The following is a 24209-nucleotide window of genomic DNA, read 5'->3' on the forward strand; positions in this document are numbered from 1 at the left end:
ACTCGGCGCATGCCTGAGATCGCCGCCGCCCCTGTTGGTTCCATCCACCACCTGGAAATCTGGGTGCCCATCCTGGAGCGGGCCAGGGAAGAGTGGGGTTGGCTGCTGGGCGAGCTCGGCTATGAGCCCTTCCAGGAGTGGCCCACCGGGTGCAGTTGGAAGCTCGACGGCATGTACGTGGTGGTGGAGCAGACCGATGCCATTACCGGTACAACCCACCGCCGCACTGATCCCGGGGTGAATCACGTGGCCTTCCATGCAGGCACCCGGGAGAACGTGGACAGGATCCGGACGCTCGGCGCGGACGCAGGCTGGTACGAGATGTTCGAGTCCAAGTATCCGCACGCCGGCGGCCCGGACCACTACGCCGCGTACCTGCTCAACACGGACAGCTACGAGGTGGAGCTGGTGGCGGGCTAACTACCTGGCGGGACCGCGGCGCGCCACATGGCAACGCGCGGCCAACGGGTCAGGCCCAACTCAACCTCGTGCTCCATCAGGTGGGCCAGCTGCGGACCCCAGCTGCCGGCGTCGAGCACTTCAAAACCAAGGCGGCGATAATACGGGGCGTTCCACGGCACATCCCGGAACGTGCTGAGGGTTTGCCTGTGCATTCCGTGGCCCCGCGTCCACACGCGCGCGGCATGCAGCAGTTCCCGGCCAATGCCCTGGTGCGCATGATCCGGATGAACACTGACTTGCTCCACGTGGCCTTCGCCGTCCACGATGTCCGCCAACAAATACGCCACCGGGTAGTCGAGCCCGTCCACAGAAACCCATGCGCGCCCGGCTGTGGCATAACTGTTCAGCTCATGGATGGATAGGGGTTCGTCATCCGCGATGGAGTCCATTCCCAAAGCCCGGAAAGCCTGGCCCGCGGCACGCTCGATCTCCTGCAGAATCAGCAGGTCGTCCGCATGCGCGAGCCTGATCATTGCCGCGGGTCCTGGGCTTTAGGGGTTTGGGCTGGCTGATACTGGGCAATAAGAAACTCGTTGCGCTTCTCAATCAGGTTCTGCAGGTACCGGGCCAGGATCAGTTTCTCCACCAGCCTGCCCAGCGGGCCGAACGGCGCCGCGAATTCCACCGTATCCACCATGAGGGTCCCGCTGCCTTCGGGCCGAAACTCGTGGGTGTGGCGGAGGTACTTGAATGGGCCCTTCACCTGCTCATCAGAGAACGACGACGGCGCCTCCATCCGCGTGATGCGGCTGGTCATGCGGAACCGGACTCCCAAGTGCCACGCCTGCCAGGTGACAGTCTCACCTTCGGAGATCAGCCCGGTGGTGACGCCGCCGATTGCTTTCTCGCGGCTCTGGGTCATTGACCCCACGTGGGCATCGATGTTGCGGGAAAGATCGAACAGCTCCTGCGGTGACATGGTGGAGCGGGTACGGCAGACGAAAGCGACGGGCATACCTCGATCTTCCCAGACCTTTCCCCGTACGCGCGCCCAAGCCCACTACGGGTTGTGACCGGGCTTATGGCGGCCTGGGCGGCGACACTGCTAATTTGCAAAGACAAGCCCTAGCCGATTGGTGGTGTTCCTCTGTGACCGGATTGATGGTCCACGCCCGCGAACTCCACCGGTTGGGCCCTGCCAACAACGATCGCCTCTCGGCTGTGCGGGTGGCCCTGAGTGTGGCAGTACCCGGGCTGTTCCTCATTCTCATAGGCCGCCCGGACCTCATGATGTACGCCGTTTTCGGTGCGCTGACCGGAATGTACGGGCGCAACGAAACTCATCAGCTGCGGCTCAAGCACCAAGCCCAGGCGGCCCTGTTCCTGGTGGGCGGGCTGGCCATCGGTGTGTTCCTTTCCGTCAACCACATCCACTCCTGGTGGCTGGTACTGGTGGCCACCCTGTTTGCCGGCGTCGGGTCGCTCTACGCCGACGCCGTGCGCCTCAAACCGATCGGCCCGTTCTTCGGCATCCTCGCACTGGGCGCCTGTGCATCCGTGCCCACCAATGTTCCGTTCACGACGGCGGTACTCATCGGAGCCGCGTCCGCCGCCTTTTCGATGCTGGTGGGCTTTTCGGGCTGGCTTCGGCGACGCACGTGGGTGGCCGGTGCGGCGCGCGGGGTTCCGGTGTTGCGCGGCCCGCTTCGCCAGTCGGCCTTGGTTCACGCCGCGCGCTACTCGCTCGCTGTGGGTGCCGCCGGGGTCATCGGAGTCCTGAGCGGCAGCGGCCACCCGCATTGGGCCATGGCCGCCGCGGCCGTGCCCCTCGCCGGTGCCGACCTCCCAAGCCGCGTCCACCGAGGTATCCACCGCATCGTGGGGACGTTCCTCGGGTTGGCGATTGTCGCCGCCGTACTTTTTCCCAGTCCGCTATCGCCGCTTCAGTACTTCCCCGGTCAAACCGCGGTGGTACTGGCTGTGCTGGTGGTGCTGTGCCAGTTCCCCACGGAGTTGTTCATGGCACGGCATTACGGGTGGGCCATGGTGTTCTTTACCCCGGTGATCCTGCTGATCGCCCAGCTGGCCTCCCCCATGGATCCGGGCGTGCTGGTGATGGAGCGTGCCATCGAAACGTTCGTGGGAGCCGTGGTTGGCATCGCGGTTGCTGTGCTGGTGCGGGCGCCGCGGGGCCGGGTTCCTGAGAAAACGGGCTAGTTCGTAACTACCAGGATGTTCGGGTGGATTTTCGTCAGGCCGCTCGATTCCAACTGCTTGGTGTCGTAGCCATCGGACACCAAAACAGCGGATTTCTGGTCGGGGCCACCAATCCTCAACAACTCTCCCTGGATGGAATCGCTACAGCCACTATGCGAGAAATACGCGTCGGCGGATCCTACGATCAGGCACGTCGGCCGGTGTTGCTTGCCTTCCCCCAAGTAGTACTTTTTTCCGTTAGCCTCCGCCACCAGAAGGATCTTTTCCAGCTCAACTTCGCCCATGGTCAGCCCTTCCGGGGCCGTGTCTGCCTCCGTCGCCTCCCGTTGCAACGCCTCCAAACCGGAGTAGCTGGTACCTGAGCAGCCGCTCAGCAGCAGTCCCCCTGCAACCATTGCCATCGCGAATGTCAAGGATCCGTTCTTCATAGCACTGCCCCCTCAGGCTCGAATGAAGTGCCATAGTAACCCGATGGGCGCTAAGGGCCCTGGTCACGTCAGAAGGTGTTGGAAAAGGTCACCGTCCCTATGCCTGTGCCGCTGAATGAGTAGTCGAGCGTAGCCACCTCCGCCTCGTCCTGCTTGGAAATTCCGAGCAGGAACGTCAAATTGTCCGGGTCCACGGCGGTGCTGGTGCAACGGAATTGCGTTGTGGCAGCAGCCTCCTTTAAACAGGTCCAGCCCGCCGGTTCAACGAGCTTGCCCGGGATCATGTCCGTGCCGGCGGAAATCGTAAAGACCACCTCGGCGGACGCGGGCACCGCCGTTTGGTCCTTGAGGCGGAAAGTGACAGTGACGTTGGTGTCCGACGCCGTTGTGCCCGGCTCAGCGGTGAACGTGGCCGTCACTGCAGGCAATGGAGCCGGCGTTTCGCTGGGGCCGGGGCTCGGCGTGGGGATGGGCGTTGGGCTTGTTGTCGGGTTCGGCGAAGGACTTACGGAAGGTGCCGGCGTGGGCTGCAGCGGTGGCAAGGTGGCTGGGGCCGTAGGTGCAATGGTAGGCAATGGCTGAAGCGCTGGCGGCAGAGTTTCACCCGGCGATGGCCACGGACTGGGTAAGGGGCCGGGGTCTGGTGTGGTGCTGGGCGGGAAGGGGTAGAAGGCCGGCTTCTCGGGGCTGCCTTGGGACGAATCGCTGAAGTCCGGAAATAACGGATACTCCTCCGAAATGTCCTCAGCAACCGGTGGGATCAGCGGATTCGTGGGCTCATCCGGGGATGGCGATGCACCCGCAATCGGCGGCTCGGAGGTGGTGGCGCCCGCAACTCCCAGCGCCATGGCGGCACTCGCTGCCACTGCTGCCACCGCCAAGACGCCAGCGCCCACTTTCCAGGGCAGGGAAATTCCCCGGGGTTCCACCCCGCGGATGACGGTGCCGCCTGGTGCCGCCCCAGTGCCACCGGCTCCCCCGCCTCCGCCTGCGAGCGCAGGGAAGGCCGAGCTGAAGGCTACCCCTGCTACCAGCGGGAAGATCCATGCGCGCATGGCGGACTGAACGTCACTGAGGTCAAGGAGCAGGGCGGTGCATTTGGGGCAGCCTTCCAGATGTTCCTGCACCCGGGCTTGCTTGCGCCTGCTCAGTCCTTCGCGCGAGTACGCACCCAATTGCGTTGAGTATTCCTCGCAGTCTTCCCCTGCCGATGTACTGATGTGGTTTTGGAGGTACGCCTGGCGCAGGCCCTCCCGCGCCCGGAGTGCGAGTGCGGACACTCCATTGGGCGTCAGGCCCAGGAGCGGCGAAGCGGCTGCAGGCTTCAACCCTTCAATGTCCACGTACCAAAGGACTTCCTGCCAGCGTTCCGGTAGGGACCGGAACGCCTGAGCCACCGCCGCCGATTCGAACGTCGCTACGGCGGGATCATCATGGGCATCCACGGTATCCAAAATGTACGATTCGGATGTCGGGCTGGTACGGGTCGCGTCCCGGTTGACGCGGTGGGCCACACGCCGAACCGCGGTCAGCAGATAGGCGCGGAAAAAGGAATCGGGCCCCTTCCCGGCAGCCAGGGACTGATAGACCGAGGCAAACGCGTCCGCCACAACATCGTCAACATCAGCAAAATTGTCCAGCTGGGCGGCTGCCACGGTTCGAGCCATGGACTGATGCCGCGCATAGAGCGTCTCGAACGCGGCCGTGGTTCCTGCTCGGACAAGCAGCACCAGGTGTGCGTCGCTGTCCTCGACGGCGACCGTTCCGCCGTCGTGTCCTCCCTGCCTGGAGCCGTCCGTGGGAGCTGCCTCGTCCATGCGTTACCTGCTTCGGACACGGCATGGTTCGCGGGAAAGCGGGACGACTCGCGGGCCCCGTTTGCGGGACCACGCTGCTGTAGCCCCAGCGCAGCAGCCGCGCCCGGTGCCGCACTCCAGCATCAGCCTAAAGCCAGCCACCCCGTCAGGAAAGCAGCGGCAGGACAATTTTTGGGGCTTATGGTTCCAACGGCCGGCGAGCTAGGGTTCCAACGGCCGGCGAGGCGGGCCGGACGTGAGCTTCGCCGGGAGGACACGGGCGAAGAAGCTGACCACCTTGTACCGACGCGTCGGAATGGAGACTGCCTTGCCTTTGGCGTTGTCCTCCAGCCCTTCGCGCACTACGCGATCGGCTGTCAGCCATAGGAATCGGGGTGCAACGGATTTGTCCATGCCCATGCGATCGTGGAATTCGGTGTGGGTGAAACCGGGGCAAACGGCCGTGACCTGCACGCCGGATTTCGCGTAGGCGATGTTGGCCCACCGGCTGAAGGTCACTTGCCAGGCTTTGGCCGCCGAGTAGCTGCCCCTATTGGCGAACGCTGCCACACTGGCGACGTTAATGATCCGTCCCTTCCCCCGGGCCAGCATGACTTCCAATGCCGCGTGGCTCAGCTCCATGGGTGTCTGGACGTGGAGCCGCAGGTGCCGGCGTTCCTCGTCCAGCTCATTCCGTTCGAACGACTTCAACAGCCCGATTCCGGCATTGTTAACAAGGACATCCACAGGCCGTGAAGCGTCCCGCAAACGGTCTGCGACGGCTGAGACGCCGACGTCGGTGGTCAAGTCCGCGGAAAGGACCTCCGCCGAGATACTGAAGTCGCGTTCAAGTTCCTCGGCTGTTTCTTTGAGGCGCTGTTCATCCCGGGCTACCAGGATCAGGTGGTGTCCGGCTTCGGCAAGTTGGCGGGCGAATTCTGCACCGAGACCGGCGGTGGCCCCGGTTACCAAGGCTGTAAGTTCGTTGGCTCGAGTGGTCATGCGCCTAGACTAGTACCCACACCGGAATTGAAACGATGCAAAGCGGCAAAGGATTCCCATGGTCAACTCTTTCCCCCAAGAGCCACTTGTCCTCAACAACAACGGGGCGTGGTGTTGGTTCCAGGACGAGCGCGCACTGATCGACCCCGCAAACAACACCTTGCTGGTGGGCTCGGTCGCTGCACCTGAAGGACAGGGTGGTGCGGAACGTGGCGGCAACATTGAAGTTGCGGAGGTGAACCTTGCTACCGGTCAGAGCCGCGTCCACGTACTCCATGAAAGGTTGGAGTCCGATGACCACAACGCTCCCGCCCTCCTCATCCGGCCCGACGGCCACTATGTGGCGATGTATGCCAAGCACAAAACGGACAACTACTCCCGCTGGCGCGTCTCCACCAAGCCGCACGACGCTTCCCAGTGGGAACCGGAGCAGCAGTTCGATTGGACGGAACTCGCCGACGGTCGCGGCGCCACCTACTCCAACCTGCACGCTCTAAGCACCGAAGGCCGGGTCTACAATTTTGTCCGCGCCATCAACGACGACCCCACGCTGATGATTTCCGAGGACCACGGCAGCACCTGGAGCTACGGCGGCAAACTCTTCACCCGACCCAAAGTCGGTTACGTCAACGGCTACACCCGCTATGCCGGCAACGGCACGGACCGGATCGACCTCATCACCACGGACCACCACCCACGCGACTACAACAACAGCATCTACCACGGCTACATCCAGGGCGATGCGCTCCACGACGCCGAGGGCAAGGTGGTCAGCAAGCCCGTCATCGGCTCAGTCGGGATCAACCAGACGGCCCTCACCACCGTTTTCGAAGCCGGGCTAACGCTCGACGGCGATGCCCTCACCCATGGCTGGACTACTGACCTTCGCCGGCGGGGCACGGAACTCGCGGCGATCCTCACGTGCCGGGCCAACGACGTGAACGGTCCGCTGCAGCGGGAGCAAATGCTCGACGTCGACGATCACCGCCTGCTGTACGCCCGCTTTGATGGGTTGCGCTGGAAGCTGCATCCCCTCGCCGTCGCCGGTCCCGGCTTGCTACCGCACGAGCAGGACTACACCGGGCTGGGTGCTGTGGACCCGAACAACCTGGATCGCGTCTACATCTCCGCACCCGTGGACCCGCGAACCGGTGCAACCACTGCGCACTACGAGATCTACCGGGGCCGGACTTCCGATTCCGGCGCCAGCTGGACATGGGAAGCCATCACCGAGGGATCGGATGTGGACAACCTCCGGCCCATGGTCATTCCCGGCGATCCCTCGGTCCACGCAGTGTGCTGGTTCCGGGGATCAATGAGCTCGTCGCAGAGCTACTCCACGGAGGTATTGCTGCTTCTCTAACGCGCTACATGGGTTGTTGGGTTGGCCTAGTTCGTTGGGTTCGCCATGGGCGGATGGATGTGCCGGTCAGTGGCGGTGAACAGCGCTGCCGGGGCACCACCGGTAGCCGCCCTCGCCTTCCGGCCTGTGGCAGTCAAGTGGGGCATCATCTTTCGGGTGAAGTTTCCCGCCGGAAGGGTGGTGTCCCACACTGCGTCGTAGACGGTGCGAAGCTGCGTCAAGGTGAACTCATGCGGCAGCAGGCGGGCTGCGACCGTGGTGTATTCCATCTTGCCGGCCAGCCGCCGCAGACCGTCCTGCAGAATTTCGAGGTGATCGAAGGCCAGATCGTTGCTGCGCAGGACGTCGTGGACAGGGTGCCACGCAGCAGCTGCGGCGTCGGACCCTGCGGCAATCCCCGGCAGGACACTCCCGTCCGTCGCGAGCAGGGCCAGGTGGGCAACGGAAACAACTCGCATCCGCGGGTCCCTATCCGGGCTGGTGTACGTGGCCAACTGCTCGATGTGTACCGGCAACTTCCCAAGGTCCAGCCCCGTCTCTTCTACGAGCTCCCGTTGTGCCGCTTGTTCGGCAGACTCCTTAGGTCCGACGAAACCACCGGGCAGCGCCAGCGCATCCTTAAACGGATGCCCGCCCCTGCGAACCAGCGCCACGTTCAAAGCGCCCGCGGACACCGCGAAGACCACCAGATCTGCGGTGAGGGCCACGGAAGGGTAATCCCCGGGGTTATAGCTTTGGAGGAATTCCTTCGCGGACTGTGAATTCGCCGTCATGCCGATGCCCTTTCCAGAACGGATGGGGCCACAACGGTTCGGCTTGCCCACGGCGGTGAAGTGAATCCGCTCCGTTGCGCAAGGATGAGGTCAATCGTCTCGACGGCAGTCTTCACACGCCGATCATGGTCACCTGTGACCAGAATCCAGGAATGCCCCTCGTCGGTCAGGGTTTCCTTGAACCACTCGGTCATTTCTGCCCGCCGGTGCTCGCCTTCACGCCACCCGTCGTCTTCAAAGTCCACGCCCTCGTGATCGGTGATCAAGTACAGATCCCGGCGGGGCAGAACATCTGCCGCGTGGAAGGAGCCAAAGCTTCCTTCGCCGAGGTAGTACCGCTCCCACAGCGTGGTGGCCAGGGCATCGGTGTCTGCTATCACCAAGGGGCAGGCATCCGCTGCAGCGTTTTCCATCGCGTTCTGCCGTGCGCCAATCAAACTGAAGTCTTCGGCGGTCCACACCATGTCCTCTATACCGGCGTCGGGCGTCTCCGAGCGGAGGCTGTGGAACTTCTCGTAGGTGAACTGACGGCCATACTCGGGGACGTCGGCAATCCGGGGGAACCTCGGCCGGTAATGTTCGGTCAGCGCGTTGGCCAAAGTGGTGGTGCCAGTGGATTCGGCGCCCACCACGATGATCCGCGTTGCCAGTTCCTGGCGGGCGGAAGCGATGATGTACGGCCATGAGGTGCCGAGGTCCTCCCTGCACATGGTGCCGCTGATCGGATAGGCCCGCCGGGACGGGTCCACCAGCACGTGCTCTGCTCCAAAAGCCGCAGCAAGGCGTGAACCGTATTCTTCGGAGCTGAAGACCGCGTCGATTGATGTCACACCATGGCTCTTCAGGGCCAGCCGCATCAGCTCGTTCTGGGCAGTCCAAATTTCGTCCGAGTGGTAGTCCTCGGGGCAGTCATTGCGCATTCCGAAGATTTCCACTCCGTCGACGTCGTTGAATTCGGCCGCCAGCCACCTGACCCGTTCATCACTGGTGATGGACTCAAAACGACTGCCAAGTACCAGGACGGCAACCTTCCGGGACTGGGCCGCGGCGGTGGCTATCAAATGTGCGTGGCCCGCGTGCGGCGGGTAGAACTTGCCGATGACCATTGCTTGCTTGTACATCTCAGGCTCCTGCCTTGATGGCTTCGGGGGTGGCCGGCGTTGCAGCGCTTCGGGTGCGCTTCCAGTCGATGAGTCCATAAACGCAGAGAGCGAGGAACCCGAGGTAGAGGATGGCGGTCAACGTCAGGCCGCGGCTGAAGTAGAGCGGGATGGAGACCACATCGATGAAGATCCACACGTACCAGTGCTGGAAGATCTTTTTGGCCTGCCCGTAGGTGGCCACCAGGGATGCGGTCAGCACGAAAGCGTCCGGCCAGGGAACCTGGGAATCTGTTCCGTGGGTGAGGACCATCGCCACGGCTGCAGTGCCGGCTGCCGTGGCCCCGAGGCCGAGGAACAACTCATTGCGGCTCGCATCGCGGATGGGGAGGTCGTTCCGGCTCCCGGTGCCAGCCGTGCCGCGGATCCAGTTGTACCAACCGTAGACAGCGACGGCGGCGAAAATGACCTGCAGGACGGTTTCACCGTAAAGACCGGCTCCCAGGAACAGGATAATGAACGCGATGTTGTTCAGGATTCCGATGGGCCAGTTCCACAGCTTCTGCTTCGCGACTCCGTAGACGCAGGCGGCGCCGGTGACGAAACCAATAATCTCGATCCAGCTCACCGGAGTGCCGAAGAGGTTGGGGATTGCCGCGGAGTTCATCCAGTCGAGCAGCGCCATCATCGTCATCCTTCAGTTCGTTATTATCATTCTGACAATAATGACTGTAGCAGGGTTATCGTCACTTTGACAATAACCCCGTGGAGGGCGATGACGGCAGGGACCGCAGGCAAGTCTTCCCCTGCGGTCCCTGCTGTATTTGCTATCTCCGGTGCAGCCTAAGCAAACTTGGCCAAGGGGTTGGCCAGGCGACCGGCCATCTGGAGCCCGCCGGAGGGATCGGAGATGTCCAGCATCTGCTGGTTGTTCCTCAATTGCAGGCGATTGAGGCAGGACAACTCAAAGTCCGCCGCAAAGAGATCGTGCATAGCGAACTGGTCAGCAAGCTCCGGGTGGCGCTGCTGGTACTCCCGCAGTACGGAGGCAGCGGTCCCCCAGAACTCGTCCTCGCGCAGCGTCCCGTCTTCCACAAGGATGGCTCCGAGGAAGCGGAAGATGCAGTCGAACACGTCCGTGAAGATGGCCAGGACCATCTCCTCGGCAGGGATTTCAGCCTTGACGCGGGAGACTTCCTCCGGAAGCTCCAGCCTGTCCCCCATGACCACGATTTCCTCGGCGATGTCCTTCATGATCGCCCGGACGGGCACGCCGTTTTCGAGGATCAGAATGACGTTCTCACCGTGCGGCATGAAAGCGAGCTCGTACTCATAAAGGCAGTGGACCAGCGGCACGAGGTAGGCCTCGAAGTAGCGGCGAAGCCACTTGGTGGGCGCCAGGCCGGACCGGGAAATCAGGGCAGAAACCACGGAGTTTCCGGACGAATCCACGTGCAGCAGCGATGCCATGGTGGCCAACTGCTGGCCGTCCTCCAGCAGCGGCAGCGGACTTTCCCTCCACAGGGCAGAGAGCATCTTGCGGTAGGGCGAACCCTTGGCCGAGGCAGCCTCGTAGTAGTGGTTGTGGTACCCGATTGCCGCGGTTTCACGGATCATGGCCAGGCCCCGGTTCTGGAGCTCCTGGTCATTGCCGATCAGTTCCTGCAGCCAGTCATTGATGGCCGGAGTTGCCTTCATATACTGCGGAGACAACCCGCGCATGAAGCCCATGTTCAGCACAGACATGGCCGTCTTGACGTAGGCCTTCTCCGGGAAATCGGTATTGAAGAACGTACGAATGGACTGCTGCGCCTGGTACGAATCTTCGCCCGTACCAAGGTTCACGATGTGGCGCTGGGCGATTTCTGCCGCGAACGTCACCGTGAGCTTGTTGTCCCACTGCCACGGGTGGACGGGCATGAGGAGATAGTCCTCCGGATCCAGCCCGGATGCGGACAGTTCCGCGTTGAACCACGCAAGAGTGGCCGGCCCCAGTTCAGCCTCGAAGTGCGTCCGGTAATCCAGCCCGGCACTCGATGTGAACACAGCCTTGCTGCGGTGCACGGCGATCCACTGCAGCTTCACGGTGGCACCGGTCTCCGGAGCGAACGCGTGGTAATCCTCAATTCCGAATCCAAGCCTGCCGTTGTTGGCCACGAAGCACGGGTGCCCCTCGGTCATGCTGTGCTCAATGGCCTGGAAGTCCGCAGCCCGATCAGCACCACCGGTGATGCCCGCCGCCAACTGGGCCGAGTTGAAGGGCTTGCCCTGTTTATAGGCATGGCTGGCCAGCGTGCTGCTGATTTCCTCCAGGTACACGGGCAGCATTTCCTGGCGGATGGCCAGGGCCTCGTGGAACTCGGCAATGAAGTCCAAGGCATCCACAGGGAGCTCTTTACCGTCCCGCAACCGAACGATGGATTCGGCGGTGACGGACCAGTGCTCCAATTGCAGCAGCCTGGCGCGGAAACGGTACTCAGTAGCGGCGTCATCGCTCACCACCTTGTAAAGCCCCACGCCGGCGCCCTCCTGACGGATCAGCTCCGGGACCAGGATGCGCTCGTGCGAGAACTCGGCGATCGCCTTTCGGACCAGGTGCCGGTTGGCGGCTGCCCAGCGTTCCGGGGTCAGGTGGGACACGGAATCAACAGCCGCAGTGGTGGTGGCGTTATCGGCAGTGGTGGTCACAGGAATTCTCCTCTGGTCGCCGCGGCAGGCGCGGCCAGAATCGGGGTCAGGGTAGCGAGAAAATCCTCGCGGGTGCAGAAGCTCAGCAGCCCTTGCTTATGGTCTTCGGCGGGGTCGACGGCGGGAAGGGTCACCACGCCGTGCGGCCGGAAACCGACCTTCTCGTTCAGGACATGGATTTTGTGGTTGCGGGCGTCAGGCTCGACGACGACCCGTCGGGTCACCGGGTCGGCGAACAGTTCCGCCATCACGGACTGCATGACGCCGGTGGTAAAACCTGGCTGGGGATCGCCTGCGGGCGGTGACACCAGAAGGTGCATGCCAACATCACCGGGTTGGACCTCGTAGACGTCTGCCAGCGGCGATGACTCCGGGCGGTAACGCTCCATCAGGAAGGCGGGGACGCCGTCGTCGAGCCCCAAAAAGGCTTGGTGATGGCCCGATTCGGCAATCTTGGAGTACTCCTCCACAACGTCCTTCTCGGTGGCCGAAACCATGCCCCAGAATCGCGCGTATTCCTGACTCACCCAGCTGTGGAGGACAGGTGCGTCCGCTACGGGATCGACGGGCCGGAAGGTGAAGCTCATACTGTTGCCCCCGCTGTCTCAGCGACGTTGGCAGCCACGGGAGCGGGAGCGCCAAACTGCTGGAACGCGATGCTTCGCTCGATCGGATACACTTCGCGGCCCGTGATTTCGCGCAGGATGCAGGAGTTCCGGTAAGCAGCCATGCCGAGGTCCGGGGTGACGAAGCCGTGGGTGTGCAGCTCGGCGTTCTGGACGAAGATTTCGCCAGCCTCCACACCGGTGCCGTAGTTCCGATCGACGTCGAAACGGCCCTTGATGTCGCGGCGGATCCTGTCCTGGATACCGGCCAGGAAGGCGGGCTCCTTGTAGCTGTACCCGGTGGCGAGAACCACGGCTTCGGACTCCAGGCTGTAGCTCTTCCCGTGCTCCTCGTGGTGCAGCTGGAGCGTGTGGGCGCCCGTGGCAGCGTCCCACTCCGCGGCGGTGAGCGACGAGTGCGTGTGCAGCTGCGTGTCCACCATTCCGGAGAGGCTCTTGGTGTACAGGAGATCGTAGATGTCGTCGATCAGGTCCGAGTTGATGCCCTTGTAGAGGTTCTTCTGGCTCTTGATCAGGGAATCGCGCTGCTCCCCCGGGAGCGAGTGGAAGTAGTCAACGTACTCCGGCGAGGTCATCTCCAGGGTGAGCTTGGTGTACTCCAGCGGGAAGAAACGGCCCGAGCGCGTGACCCAGTTGAGCTGGTAGCCATACACATCGATTTCCTGAAGCAACTCGTAGTACAGCTCCGCGGCGCTCTGTCCACTTCCCACGATGGTGATGCTGCGCTTGGACTGCAGCTCACTCTTCCTCGACAGGTAATCGGCGTTGTGGAGGACAAGTCCTCCGGCGTCCACTATCCCTGCACAGGAATCCGGAACATAGGGCGAGGTGCCGGTGCCCAGGACCAGCTTGCGGGCGCGAAGCACCTCGGCCCCCTCCGGGCCTTGCACCGAAAGCCGGTACACGCCGTCGTCGTACGTCACATCCAGCACATCCGTGCTAAAACGAACAGACTCAAGCTGCCCGGCCACCCACTGGCAGTACTGGTTGTACTCGGCACGCAGCGGGTAGAAGTTCTCCCGGATATAGAAGCGGTACAGCCGGCCGGTCTGCTTCAGGAAGTTCAGGAACGAGAACGGCGACGTCGGATCGGCGAGCGTCACGAGGTCCGCCATGAACGGGACCTGCAAATGCGCCGGCTCCAGCATCATGCCAGGGTGCCAGTCGAAGGACTCACGGCGGTCCAGGAACACGCAGTCCAGGTTCTCCACAGGCTCGCTCAGCGCGGCCAGGCCCAGGTTGAAAGGCCCGACGCCGATGCCTGCGACGTCGTAGATCTTGCCGTTGTCCTGCGTGCTCATGCTGCAGCCTCCGTAGTGTTCGCCAGCAGCTCGCTGCCCGTCCGGCGGATAAGTTCGATGATTTCCTGGATGTCCCTCAGGCTCGCCTCGGCGTTGAGGAGGGTGAATTTGAGGTAGTGGCGGCCAGCCACCTTGGTGCCGGCAACTACGGCCTCCCCGGAGGCGAAGATCGCGGCGCGAATGGCGGGGTTGAGGGCGTCTGCAGCGTCGTCGTCGAGGGCTGCACCGTCCACCATCGGGCGGTAGCGGAATACCAAGGTGCTCAACTGCGGTGCGGCGGCGAGCTCAAACTCGGCGTCCTCAGCCAGCAAGGTCCCTACCCGGGCGGCGAGGTCGATCGCTTCGTCGAAGAGTGCACCGATTGCATCGGCCCCCATGATCCGCAAGGTCAACCACAGCTTCAGGGCATCGAAGCGGCGGGTGGTCTGAATGCTCTTGTCCACCTGATTAGGAATCTCGGCCTTCGCAGCGCTTTCCGGGTTCAGATAGTCCGCGTAGTACGTGACATGGCCCATCATGGAGCCGTTACGGACCAGGACTGCGCTGGAGCTGACCGGCTGGAAGAAAGTCTTGTGGAAGTCCACGGTGACAGAATCCGCCAGGTGAATCCCCTTCAGGAGGTGCCGGTGACGGCCGGACACGATGAGGCCGCCACCATATGCGCCGTCAACGTGGAGCCAGGAATCGTAGGCACGGACCAGTGCCGCCAGCTCGGAGAGCGGGTCAACCGAACCGAAGTCCGTGGTCCCGGCAGTGGCCACAACCGCCATCGGCATCAGACCGGCGTCGTGCGCTTCTGCCAAAGCAGCCGCGAGCGCGGCGGGGTCCATGCGGTGGTCTTCGGTGGTAGGCACGGCAATCACGGCGTCGAAGCCGAGGCCCAACATGGACGCGGACTTCTGGATGCTGAAGTGGCTGTCCGCGGACGTGAAAATCCGGAGCCGGTCCAGCAGGTGCGGCAGGCGGGCGTCCCCGTTCGTCGCCCGCAGCTTGGCGACCGCGTGATTGCGGGCAATCAGCAGCGCTTGGAAGTTGGACTGGCTGCCACCGGAGGTGAACACGCCGTCAGCCTCGGCGTCGAAGCCGATGCGCTCGGCGGTCCAATCGATGAGGCGGCGCTCGATCATCGTGGCTCCCGCGCTCTGGTCCCACGTGTCCATGGAGGAGTTCACAGCCGAGAGCACCGCTTCGCCAACCAGCGCCGGGATGACCACCGGGCAGTTGAGATGTGCAGCGTAGCGGGAATCGTGGAAGTAGATGGCGTCCTTGAGGTAGAGATCGTCTAGCTCTTCCAGGGCAGCAGCCGTGTCCGGCAGCGGACGCTCAAGGTCCACCGCACCAACTTTCGCCTTCAGTTCAGCATGCCCGACGCCGGTAAACGGCTGGGAGGTCCGCTGGACTTTGGTGGAAACCGCATTGACCCCCTGGAGGACCTGAGCGACGTAACTGGGTGAATTTCGTGCGTTGAACAGCTGGTTTGTGGCAGCGAGGGCCAGTTCCACTTTGGAGCCAAAATCCTGCTCCTGAGCGATCCGCTCTTCGACACTAGGTGACGTCACGTCAGCTTCCTTCCATTGCGTTGGGGCGCTTGTTAGCAAGGTAAGCCTTACTTAGGTAAGCCTTTCCGTCAAACTTTTGTGACCTATTTCGCCTAGAAGGCGGTTTCTCGCGTTTTTCCCGTCCGGGACCGCGTCATTGACTTTCCATCCAGCGACATTGGGTGCAAAATGTGGCTCGCTTTTCGGCCACCCGAAACGTCCACAGCCACCAGCAGCTGCCACCTGCGGCTCGCATCGGGCAGGGAGTAGAGTGCAAGGACTATCGGCAACAAGCGGTTGGGGGACCTCATGCAAGACCACGTTCACGAACGCATCGGTTTCCGCGAAATCGACGAGCACGGCAACGCCATGCCCGCCGTCAGCCCTGACGCGCCCGAACCCGCAGACCCCGCGCATAAACGCGCTTCGCCCAACCCCTTCATCATTGCGCTGTGGGTGCTGGATGCAGGGCTATTGGGCTTCGGGTTCTGGGCCTTGACCGAAGCAGCGGCAGCGATGGCAGGACCAACACAGTTCAACACATCGGCGCAGCTCAGCTTCATGCTGATGTCCTACACCCCGTACGTACTCCTGGGCGGCCTGCTGCTGGCCGCCGCCCTGCTCTTCTGGCACGCAGTGCAGTGGCAACGTAAGAGACCCTCACCAACAAACTCGGTATAACCGACACAGCATGCGGCACCGGGGATGGGTCCCGGCCGCCGCGCACTTTATGCCCTATGCCCTATGCCTTGGAGCGCTTGCGGCGTCCACTGAGGAGCATGAAAAGCCCCAACCCGGTAACCAGCAGACTGATGGGTAGCACCGTGAGGACAGCCCCCGTGCTGGCCAGGAATCCCTCAGGCTGGCCAGGGACATCCGAAGTCCCGGGGGCATTGGCGGCTCCCGCAGGAGTGGTTGCCGGTTCCGGGTCATCCCCGGCCCCGAACGTACCCGATGGAGGATGCTTACCCGATCCCGGATTGGTACCCGCCGCAGGAGACGTACCCTCCGGGGGCGCCGCCCCATCCGGGGAGACCGGAGGAAAAGTCACAGTAACCCGCGCTGGTGGAGTGATCACCGGGAGTTCCCGCGGAGGCGTACCAGTTGCCGTGGCCGAATAGGTGACGTTTCCGGAGTTGGTATCGGCCTGGGTGACCGCATAACGTGCCGTAGCGGTGACAGTTTCACCGGGTAACAGGGTTCCTGCGGCACCGGGCCAGGCGTAGTCCAGATCCGTGAGACCCTGCATCTGATGGGCCACTGCCACAGCCGTCAGTGGCGCACTCCCGGCGTTGTGCAGCGTGAACCTGTACACGATCATCTCGCCCACCCGCGTCGGGTCTCCCAGCGCGGAAGCGTCCCCGGTTATCCCGAACTCCAACGTCGAGATGGTGTTCAGCGTAGTGCCTGTTTCACTCTGCGGCGGCGTGACGGAAGGGCCCACGGGAGGAGTACCCGTGGCGGACGCGCTGCTGACCACGCGGCCGGCGTCGATATCCGCCTGAGTGAGCGTATACGTTGCCGCGGCCGTCACGGATTGTCCGGGGAGAATCACGCCCGGAGTACCCGGCCAGTTGTAGTCCAAGGAGGAAAGGCCAACCAGCGGAGCATCGATCTCCACGTCCTTGAGCGTGACGTTGCCGCTATTGGTCGAGGTGAAGGTGTAGGCGATGACATCGCCCACTTTCGACACCTCAGCATCGGGTTTCCTTGAAGACCCGGTGAACTGCATGGCCGGCGCCATCACCAAGGGAGTGTCTGCAACGCCGGTATGTGGAGTGACAGGCGGACCCGCGGGAGGGTTCCCGGTAGCCCAAGCACTGTTGGCGACGTGGCCGGCGTCGATGTCGGCTTGGGTAATGGCATACGATGCGGTCGCTACCAGCAGCTGGCCGGGAAGAAGCTCCCCCGGAATGCCTGGCCAGTTGTAGGCCATGGCAGAAAGGACAGGCTTCGAATCGTTGATCACTACGTCGGTCAGTGTGACGTTTCCCGTATTCCTTACCGTCAACGAGTACCCGATCCGGTCCCCCACAACTGCAGGAGACCGGACGGCGGAAGCGTCGGCCAGGACAGTGACCTCCATGTCCGGCGCCGAGTCGGCCGTGGTGGTCACCACACAGCTGATGTCGGCACCGGCGACGGGAACGATGGCAAGCCAACCGGGGAAGGCCGCGCCGTTGGGTAGGTCCGGCTGCAGTCCGTGGGCGTCGGCACAAGTGATGTTCTTGTCATAGCCGGACAGGTTTGTGCCCGATTGAGTGAGGTAATACGTGGCGCCCGCTGCGGCAACGTACTGGCCAGTGGTGCCGGAACCCGCAGTGACCGTGGCACCGGACCCCGTGGTGGTGGAGTTCACGCTACTGCCCACCACCGGCCCATCGGCCGAGCCTGCCCGGATTTCAGTGGTGAACTGGTCCGAATTCTGCAGGCGTGTCGCATTCAGAGCCGTGCTCATTTCCAGGCGCGGGGCGCGCACGGTCAGGGCAGCGTTCGCTGGCGGGACCAGGTTGGTGGCCATAGAGGCAGGACCGTCAGCGTACGTTCCCTCTACAGCAGCGGTGACGTCCACCGTGATGGTGCACGACGACATGCCCGGCGCCATATCACCGCCGGTCACGGAAATCGAGGGACTTCCGGCCGCCGCAGTCCGCAGCATCGGGCTGGTCCCCGGCGACTGTTCACACGTCCCGCCGAGGTTGGGGGTAGCGGCCACCACAACTCCGGCGGGGAGGGTGTCCGTGACGAACCAGTCATTCTTAGCTGCCAGTTCATCGGTGTTGGTGACCGTCAGGGTCATTCGGGACGTACCGCCAGGACCCACCAGGGAAGGAGTGAAGGCTTTGTCCAGCTGCGGCGTGACGTCCACAATCTGCGGGAGGTCGAACGCCACATCATTGCCGGCTCCGGTAGTGGTCTCATTCCGGAGTTCCAGACCAAGGGTGGGGTTGATGGTGCCATCCGGGATTCGGTAGGGAACGGATTGCAGCTTGGTGACGTGAACGCTGGCGTGGGTGCTGCTGCCACACGGATCAAGCCCGGCGCTGAGGACTTGCCGCGTCCCATTGATGAGGAGGCTGAAGGTCTGGCTGGCGTGCGCTGCATGGCAGTTCACTTGGGCGAAGTATGCGGACACAGCGTAGTAGTGGCCCGCTATTGCCGGAACAGCGTTCCCCTCCGTACGGAACTGCACACCGGCCGCGATGTTTCCGGCGGCACTGTTGGTGTACTCGGACAACACCTGATTTCCGGCAGCTTGCTCCGGGCTCTGCCCCTGTGCCAAGCCGAGCTCTACGGCCATCTGCTGGACCTGCGCCCAACCGGCCGGCTGGTTCCTGAGGCAACCGGAGTCAGCCGTGGGCAACGGAGTGAAGGAGTTCAGAATCCAGCCGTCGCATTCGCCGCCCGCCGGAGTGTAGGGCGTGTCAGCTACATAGCTTTCATGGGCTGCTGCTGGACCGCCCTGATAGTCCAGGATGCCGATTGCCCCGGCCGTGGCGTCCTCGTTGGAGAAGTCCTCAACGTAGACAGTAGTGCCTGTCTGGGCCGCGCCAGGTGTTCCAGGTGCCGTGGCCCAGGCAGCCTGCACTAAGGCTCCACCCAACCCCAGCGACATCACGGCCGCCATCAAAGCCGTAGCGATCATGCCCGCAAGAAGCTTGCGTGGACGTACGTCCTTCATGGGTTTTCCTCAGTGCGCTCAACCAAATGTTCTTGTCGTTGAAAAATCAATGCATCCAACGGGGGCACCGAAAGCACAGGAGACCCGAACTTAAGGTGAGGGCAGCGGCCGAATCATGACGCGAAAATCCGAAAAACTTTTTGGGAATCCCTCATTTGCCGCGCCAAGGACAAGCCGTCAAGCACAAGCAGTGGGCACAAGTTACCTAGTGATAGGCGTTGGCGAAGGACTTGTTGGCAATGCCTCGGCCGCCAAACTGGTAATTGAGCATCCCTCCGCGGGCACCATCCGGCAGGGCGACGCCAAGCCTGAACGTAAGATCGTGAGCGGCCATTGAGGTCGTGACGCAACGGACTTGACGGGGTTGGGAAGCCGTTCCGGCGCACGTCCACCCAGAGGGAGCAGCAGTCCTGTCCGCCACGAACGTCGCCTGGTCCGGGAGTGTAAAGAACACTTCTCCCGTTGTGGGCGACCCCTCGCCGTCCACCGAGAACTCCACACGGAGCTCCCGTTCCCCGGAACCGGAGCCGGCAGCTGAGGCGAACGTCGCATCGACCGTTTGCGTTTCAGGTGCCGTAGGGCTGGAAGCCGCGGGCGCCGCCGTCGACGACACCGTCCCGGAGTCCACCACCACGGCACTGCGCTTCCCCTCCGCCGGCGGAGTCTCGACGGCGGTGGGTTGCGGCTCGGCGGCCACGGGCGTCTCTGCCGCGGGAACCTGGGCAAGACCCGGTGACACCCCGGTAGCCTCGACCCCCGGCGTTGGGGGTGGCGAAGGCGTTGTAGTTGGCGAGGGTGTTGTGGCTGGAGCTGACGTCGCGTGGACCGGAGGGACTTTCGCACCACCGTCCCCAGCAGCATCGGACTCGGTGGCGGCAGTGGGTTGAAGCAACCATCCGAGGACTCCCACCAGCGCCAGTACTCCCACCACGATCGCCGCCGCCATCTTCCACACGTGGCTGACGCTGCGCGCCGCGATGGTCCCTGGGGTTATGGCTGCTGATCCAAGCGACGCATACGCGGCCGGACTGAAGGCGATGCCCGTCACCAAGGGGAACAGGATGGCCCTCATGCCGCCTTGGACGTCGTTAAGTTCCATCAGCAGGGCAGTGCACTTGGCACAGCCGTCCAGGTGAATCCTGACTCTCTCCGCAGAGGTGCGTCTCAGGGCGTTGCGGGCGTACTTTCCCAATTGGCTGGCGTACTCTTCGCAGCCGTCATCCATCGTCTGGCTGATGTGCTGCTGGAGATAGGCCTGACGCAGTCCTTCCCTCGCCCGGAGGGCCAACGACGAGACGCCATTGGGAGTGAGCCCCACCAGCGGAGCCGCCGCGGCCGGCTTCAGGCCTTCAATGTCCAGGTGCCAGAGTACGGCCTGCCAGCGTTCGGGCAAGGACTTGAACGCCCTGGCCATGATGCTGGACTCGAGGTCGTTGAGGACGGGGTCGCTGTCCAATACAGCGGAATCCAGGACGGCGTCGTCGGCAGCAGTCGGCATTCGTCGGGCCCTGCGGTTCCGGTCGTGAGCCGTGCGGCGCACCACGGTCAGGAGATAGGAACGGAAGAACTCCTTGGGCCCCTTGCCTTCGGTCAGCAACTGGAAGACTGTGGCAAATGACTCAGCAACAACATCGTCGGCGTCACTGGGATTGTCGGTCTGGGCACGAGCCACATATTGGGCAATCTTCAGGTGCCGCTCATAGAGGACGTCGAAGGCTTCCGTAACCCCCTGACGCACCATGGAAATGATGTGGGGATCGCTTTCAGCGGCCATTGCGAGGGCTGAGGAGTCCCCGCCGCCCTTTACCGAAGTTACATGATCCATAAGCAGTAGTGTGACATCAGATTCCGCGTGACTTGAATCGCGCTCGTCATACCTGTAGAGAACTCATGTTTTTGCATTTTTCGCGTCACGATTCCGTACTTGGCAGCACTAGTGAGTCATGACCTTCCCAACCGCCGCACTGAGCCGAGGAAATACCGGCGTCCGGCGCCCCCTCCTGAAGTTGACGCGCGCACTCCACCAAAAGGCCCACCGGCGTCAGGGGGCCGTGGTTCGGGGATTGCCGCACTGCCGCTCCGGACTGCTTGCCCGCAAGAAGAACGCGGGACATGTCGCCTTGGTCTACGGCGCGGACAGGACTTGGGCCATTCCGGGCGATACTGTCATTTTCACGGCATGGATCACCAACGACTCGGGCAGTTACCTGCGGGACATCGCCTTGATACCGCGTTCCTTCACCAACGAGGGCATGGAAGTACTCCACTACACCACTGAACCTGTCCAGCGGGATCTTGAAATCAGCCGCCTGGCCCCTGGCCAATCAGTGATGCGGAGCTTCTCCTACCTGGTCACGGACTCCGATCACCTGCACGGCGGAAGCCTGGTCAGTGCAATGCAGGTCCGGGCCACGTGTCGGGGACAGCTCATCGCCGATGAGCATGACGCCTTGGTCTCCCTCAGCGGAACACCACCGAACTGGCCGTTCCAGACCACCACGGTCCAACGCAAAAAGAGCTAAACGTCTACTCGTTGTTCGGTTGGCCCACAGGCTTCTCAGCAGGCCAATCAACGTCCTGTTCGTAGCCCTCGTGCTTCTTCAAGTACGCGGCAATGTAAGGGCAATGCGGGATGATCCGCTTTCCGGACGCCACCACATCATCCAACGCAAAGTGCGCCAGTACTTTCGCCAGGCCCTGGCCGTTGAACCCCGGCTTCGTCTCAGTGTGAATGAAATCAATATGACCGGGCTTGTCCATGAACTGGGAAATCACGGCCAACTCTCCGTCCACATGTAGCTCATAGCGGTGAAATTTGTCGTTGCGCACTGTGGTGACGCCAGGGCGGAACGACTCTGCCAGTGAATCCGTGTACTCGGTCATGTTTCGAGATTGGCACGTAAATCCGGCTCTGGCAACGTCCGCAACCGCTCCACGGATACTTCCGCGTCCTCCCGCAGCGGCGGTTGCACCACCGGCGTCGGAACCCTTCCGAGAAGAAGGACGGCAAGGGCGAAGCAGGCCGCTCCCCCGCCCAACAGTGCCAGCGTCAAACCGTTCAAGGCGGCATCAGCCACCGGGACTAAAACCACGACGCCGGCCGTCACCACAGCGGAACGCAACGGACCGCGGGCGTGGCTGGCCGCCGTCGGACGGTTCTCCAAGCGACCAAGAAGCCACACCACGGGGACCAACAGGGCTACAACCGAGAAAAAGACGGGTATTCGCGCCCACCACCACTCTGCGGTCCCGGCCGACGGCTTGGGAACATTAGTGAGCAGCAGCAACCCGGACATGCCCACCAGGAGCGGAAGATGCCACAGATAGATGGTCATGGAGTGCCGTCCTGCAACGGCTATGACTGCCTGGATCCAACGGAAGCCGGCGATCGCCCGAAGACCGTGGTGCAGCAACTGGAGTGTTGCGGCTTGGGAAATGCCCAAGAGGAGCAGGCAGAAATTGGGCGGGTTCAGGTTAACCACCATGTTCCCCGGGTACACGGCCACACCGGTCACCACGCCGAGCAAGAGGTTGCTGGAGACGATGGCCCCAACCAGCCAGGTGCGGCTCCTGTGCTCGAAGAAGCCGTCAGCCATCAGAAAGCCCAGGTGTTGGACGGCGCACCAGAGGAAGATCATGTTCGCGAACGCCAGGACGGGAATGGCGCCGCGAAGGGAATCGACTGTAATGATCAGGGCCACCAGGGCGGCGAATGTCTGAAGTGGCGCGCGTTCGTGAAATCGGGCCATCAGGGGAATGCTGAGTTGCGCTGTGAGGTAGGCCGCCAGGAACCAGAGCGGCATGGCGGCGCCGGCGGTCATTAACTGGATGACCTGCGGGTGGACACCCAGCAGCAGCGCGATCCACAGCCCTCCCCACATGATCGCCAGCAAAGCCATGGCCGGACGCACCAAGCGCAGGAGCCGCACCTGGGCGAAGTCGAATCCAGTCCCGCCAAGCGCCTTCAGCCGACGCCATGATTGCAGACCTGTCACACCGCCCAGGACGAAGAACAACGGCACGATCATGAGGCCCCAAGCCACAGGGGTGAACCAACCCTGCTCCATCAGCACGTTAACGGTAGTGACCGTCCCGTCCTTGTGCAGGACCGGGCTGACCATCATGCAGTGCGCGGCCACCACCAGGAGCAGGCAGGTGAACCGGACAAGGTCGATCACCGGGTCCCGTTGCACAGCCGTCGCCTTGCCGGCGGTAGGATTCGCATCCATCTCCATGGCTCCCCTGCAGTGGCACGCATTTGCGTGCTGACTTCATTGTCCGCCCGGTTGAGGTACGGGACCAGCAGGCGGGGCGCCTGTCCCTTCCGGAATATCAGCTACCGCAGAATTGCCTCTGGACGGCTCATGGAAACACCGGCAGGATCAGAGGCATGACTACGTCGATTTTCGTCAACCTGCCCGTCAGCGACCTTGAAGCATCCAAGGCCTTCTACACGGCCCTTGGCTACACCATCAACCCTAATTTCACCGATGACACTGCAGCCTGCGTGGTCTTCAGCGACACCATTTATGCCATGCTCCTGACCCATGCCAAGTTCAGCGAATTCACCAAGCAGCCCATCGCGGACACGCACAACACGACGGCGGCCATTGTCGCCATTTCTGCCGATAGCCGTGAAGACGTGGATGCCTTGGCCGTTAAGGCGCTCGAAGCCGGCGGGTCCGAAACCTACGACGCCCAGGACCTTGGTTTCATGTACAGCCGCGCATTCCGTGACCTGGATGGCCACCACTGGGAAGTCCTGTGGATGGACGGCGCAGCGGCACAATCCGGTCCCCCGGAGTCCTAAGCCCGCGAGTTTTTGTACAGCAGATGCCCTTCAGAAGGCGTTTTCAGGGCACCTGCTGTACAAAAAATCAGGAGGTTGTAACGGCGATGATTCCAAGCACGACGGCGAGCAACGGCGTTGTGCCTTGGAGCGTTGCTGCGCGGAGGTACTTTTTTCCACTGGCGGCGAGGACGAGTGCCGCGAGGAGCATGGAACCACAGCTGCTGAAGACGAGGGTCCAGCCGACCTGGGTTGCACCCATGGCTACTGCGACGATGCCGATCAACGCGCCAATGGCGAGGAACAGATTGTAGAAGCCTTGGTTGTAGGCGAGCGGCTTGGTCGTTTCCGCGTCGGCCTGAGAGGTGATGCTGAACGTTTTCCAGGTCTTGGGCTTGGTCCAGGTAATGGACTCCATGGTGAAGATGTAGACGTGGAGCAGGGCGGCTATCGTCGCAAAAATCAGGGAGGCCAGGATCATGGTTTGATCCTAGCCTCCCTGTG

At 62.7% G+C, this 24209-nt stretch carries 23 protein-coding genes; 6 read left to right on the plus strand and 17 right to left on the minus strand.

All coding sequences use genetic code 11. From position 1 onward, the window contains the following. The first annotated feature begins 18 nt into the window (after positions 1-18). Positions 19-420 (plus strand): VOC family protein, encoded by a 402-nt coding sequence (locus MOD31_RS11505; RefSeq protein ID WP_142937125.1) that lies wholly within the window; start codon positions 19-21, stop codon positions 418-420. On the opposite strand, the gene MOD31_RS11510 is transcribed toward MOD31_RS11505, so the two are convergent. Together MOD31_RS11510 and MOD31_RS11515 are read right to left on the minus strand one after the other, a co-directional pair. Further along, the gene (locus tag MOD31_RS11510; RefSeq protein ID WP_166841090.1) at positions 417-935 is read right to left on the minus strand and encodes a GNAT family N-acetyltransferase; all 519 of its coding nucleotides are present in this window, start codon (positions 933-935) and stop codon (positions 417-419) included. The genes MOD31_RS11505 and MOD31_RS11510 overlap by 4 nt on opposite strands. Beyond that, a complete protein-coding gene (locus MOD31_RS11515; RefSeq protein WP_142937049.1) occupies positions 932-1417 on the minus strand; it encodes an SRPBCC family protein in 486 nt (161 codons plus the stop codon). Before MOD31_RS11515 ends, MOD31_RS11510 begins: the two co-directional genes overlap by 4 nt. 74 nt (positions 1418-1491) lie before the next feature. On the opposite strand from MOD31_RS11515, the gene MOD31_RS11520 reads away from it, so the two are divergent. Then, the gene (locus tag MOD31_RS11520; RefSeq protein ID WP_250820724.1) at positions 1492-2619 is read left to right on the plus strand and encodes an FUSC family protein; all 1128 of its coding nucleotides are present in this window, start codon (positions 1492-1494) and stop codon (positions 2617-2619) included. Here the strand turns inward: MOD31_RS11520 and MOD31_RS11525 are convergent. The 3 genes from MOD31_RS11525 to MOD31_RS11535 all read right to left on the minus strand — a co-directional run bounded on the left by MOD31_RS11525 (position 2616) and on the right by MOD31_RS11535 (position 5845). Beyond that, positions 2616-3047, minus strand: a complete 432-nt coding sequence (locus tag MOD31_RS11525; RefSeq protein WP_250820662.1) for a hypothetical protein — start codon at positions 3045-3047, stop codon at positions 2616-2618. The two genes, MOD31_RS11520 and MOD31_RS11525, sit on opposite strands and share 4 nt — an antisense overlap. Before the next feature lie 68 nt (positions 3048-3115). Next, a complete protein-coding gene (locus MOD31_RS11530; RefSeq protein WP_250820663.1) occupies positions 3116-4864 on the minus strand; it encodes a sigma-70 family RNA polymerase sigma factor in 1749 nt (582 codons plus the stop codon). A gap of 201 nt (positions 4865-5065) precedes the next feature. Next, on the minus strand, positions 5066-5845 hold the full coding sequence (locus MOD31_RS11535; RefSeq protein WP_142937052.1) for an SDR family oxidoreductase: 780 nt from the start codon (positions 5843-5845) through the stop codon (positions 5066-5068). A gap of 58 nt (positions 5846-5903) precedes the next feature. Here MOD31_RS11535 and MOD31_RS11540 point away from each other — a divergent pair, with 58 nt between their 5' ends. Beyond that, positions 5904-7208, plus strand: coding sequence for a BNR-4 repeat-containing protein (locus tag MOD31_RS11540; RefSeq protein ID WP_250820664.1), 1305 nt, complete (start codon positions 5904-5906; stop codon positions 7206-7208). A gap of 26 nt (positions 7209-7234) precedes the next feature. Here the strand turns inward: MOD31_RS11540 and MOD31_RS11545 are convergent, their stop codons facing one another. The 7 genes from MOD31_RS11545 to MOD31_RS11575 all read right to left on the minus strand — a co-directional run bounded on the left by MOD31_RS11545 (position 7235) and on the right by MOD31_RS11575 (position 15255). Continuing rightward, positions 7235-7981 carry an NUDIX hydrolase gene (locus MOD31_RS11545; RefSeq protein WP_142937054.1) on the minus strand — a complete coding sequence of 249 codons (747 nt, stop codon included), beginning with the start codon at positions 7979-7981 and terminating at the stop codon, positions 7235-7237. Beyond that, the gene (locus MOD31_RS11550) at positions 7978-9102 is read right to left on the minus strand and encodes an AAA family ATPase (protein ID WP_250820665.1); all 1125 of its coding nucleotides are present in this window, start codon (positions 9100-9102) and stop codon (positions 7978-7980) included. Before MOD31_RS11550 ends, MOD31_RS11545 begins: the two co-directional genes overlap by 4 nt. Before the next feature lies 1 nt (position 9103). Then, entirely contained in the window at positions 9104-9769 is a 666-nt protein-coding gene (pnuC, locus tag MOD31_RS11555) for a nicotinamide riboside transporter PnuC (protein ID WP_142937056.1), read from the minus strand. A gap of 155 nt (positions 9770-9924) precedes the next feature. Then, complete coding sequence (locus tag MOD31_RS11560) at positions 9925-11769, minus strand: IucA/IucC family siderophore biosynthesis protein (protein WP_250820666.1); 1845 nt, start codon at positions 11767-11769, stop codon at positions 9925-9927. After that, positions 11766-12356, minus strand: a complete 591-nt coding sequence (locus tag MOD31_RS11565) for a GNAT family N-acetyltransferase (protein ID WP_250820667.1) — start codon at positions 12354-12356, stop codon at positions 11766-11768. The genes MOD31_RS11560 and MOD31_RS11565 overlap by 4 nt, the downstream gene beginning before the upstream one ends. After that, positions 12353-13696, minus strand: a complete 1344-nt coding sequence (locus tag MOD31_RS11570) for a lysine N(6)-hydroxylase/L-ornithine N(5)-oxygenase family protein (protein ID WP_250820668.1) — start codon at positions 13694-13696, stop codon at positions 12353-12355. The genes MOD31_RS11565 and MOD31_RS11570 overlap by 4 nt, the downstream gene beginning before the upstream one ends. Next, positions 13693-15255: an aspartate aminotransferase family protein gene (locus MOD31_RS11575; protein ID WP_308196367.1), complete on the minus strand. Its 1563-nt coding sequence runs from the start codon at positions 15253-15255 to the stop codon at positions 13693-13695. Before MOD31_RS11575 ends, MOD31_RS11570 begins: the two co-directional genes overlap by 4 nt. A 288-nt stretch (positions 15256-15543) precedes the next feature. Here MOD31_RS11575 and MOD31_RS11580 point away from each other — a divergent pair, with 288 nt between their 5' ends. Further along, positions 15544-15915 (plus strand): hypothetical protein, encoded by a 372-nt coding sequence (locus tag MOD31_RS11580; protein ID WP_142937061.1) that lies wholly within the window; start codon positions 15544-15546, stop codon positions 15913-15915. A 61-nt stretch (positions 15916-15976) separates the two neighbouring features. Here MOD31_RS11580 and MOD31_RS11585 read toward each other — a convergent pair whose 3' ends face one another. Then, complete coding sequence (locus MOD31_RS11585) at positions 15977-18916, minus strand: hypothetical protein (protein WP_250820669.1); 2940 nt, start codon at positions 18914-18916, stop codon at positions 15977-15979. A 205-nt stretch (positions 18917-19121) separates the two neighbouring features. Then, positions 19122-20741 carry a sigma-70 family RNA polymerase sigma factor gene (locus tag MOD31_RS11590; RefSeq protein WP_250820670.1) on the minus strand — a complete coding sequence of 540 codons (1620 nt, stop codon included), beginning with the start codon at positions 20739-20741 and terminating at the stop codon, positions 19122-19124. A gap of 118 nt (positions 20742-20859) precedes the next feature. On the opposite strand from MOD31_RS11590, the gene MOD31_RS11595 reads away from it, so the two are divergent. Further along, positions 20860-21438, plus strand: coding sequence for a hypothetical protein (locus MOD31_RS11595; RefSeq protein WP_250820671.1), 579 nt, complete (start codon positions 20860-20862; stop codon positions 21436-21438). Positions 21439-21442: 4 nt separating this feature from the next. On the opposite strand, the gene MOD31_RS11600 is transcribed toward MOD31_RS11595, so the two are convergent. Further along, a complete protein-coding gene (locus MOD31_RS11600) occupies positions 21443-21799 on the minus strand; it encodes a GNAT family N-acetyltransferase (protein WP_142937065.1) in 357 nt (118 codons plus the stop codon). Beyond that, positions 21796-23151, minus strand: coding sequence for an acyltransferase (locus tag MOD31_RS11605; protein WP_250820672.1), 1356 nt, complete (start codon positions 23149-23151; stop codon positions 21796-21798). Before MOD31_RS11605 ends, MOD31_RS11600 begins: the two co-directional genes overlap by 4 nt. A 155-nt stretch (positions 23152-23306) precedes the next feature. Here MOD31_RS11605 and MOD31_RS11610 point away from each other — a divergent pair, with 155 nt between their 5' ends. After that, positions 23307-23726 (plus strand): VOC family protein, encoded by a 420-nt coding sequence (locus MOD31_RS11610; RefSeq protein ID WP_250820673.1) that lies wholly within the window; start codon positions 23307-23309, stop codon positions 23724-23726. 67 nt (positions 23727-23793) lie between these two features. Here the strand turns inward: MOD31_RS11610 and MOD31_RS11615 are convergent, their stop codons facing one another. Beyond that, positions 23794-24186, minus strand: coding sequence for a DUF1304 domain-containing protein (locus MOD31_RS11615; protein WP_142937068.1), 393 nt, complete (start codon positions 24184-24186; stop codon positions 23794-23796). Positions 24187-24209 lie beyond the last annotated feature (23 nt).

Source organism: Paenarthrobacter sp. TYUT067 (assembly GCF_023656375.1).
Taxonomy (GTDB): domain Bacteria; phylum Actinomycetota; class Actinomycetes; order Actinomycetales; family Micrococcaceae; genus Arthrobacter.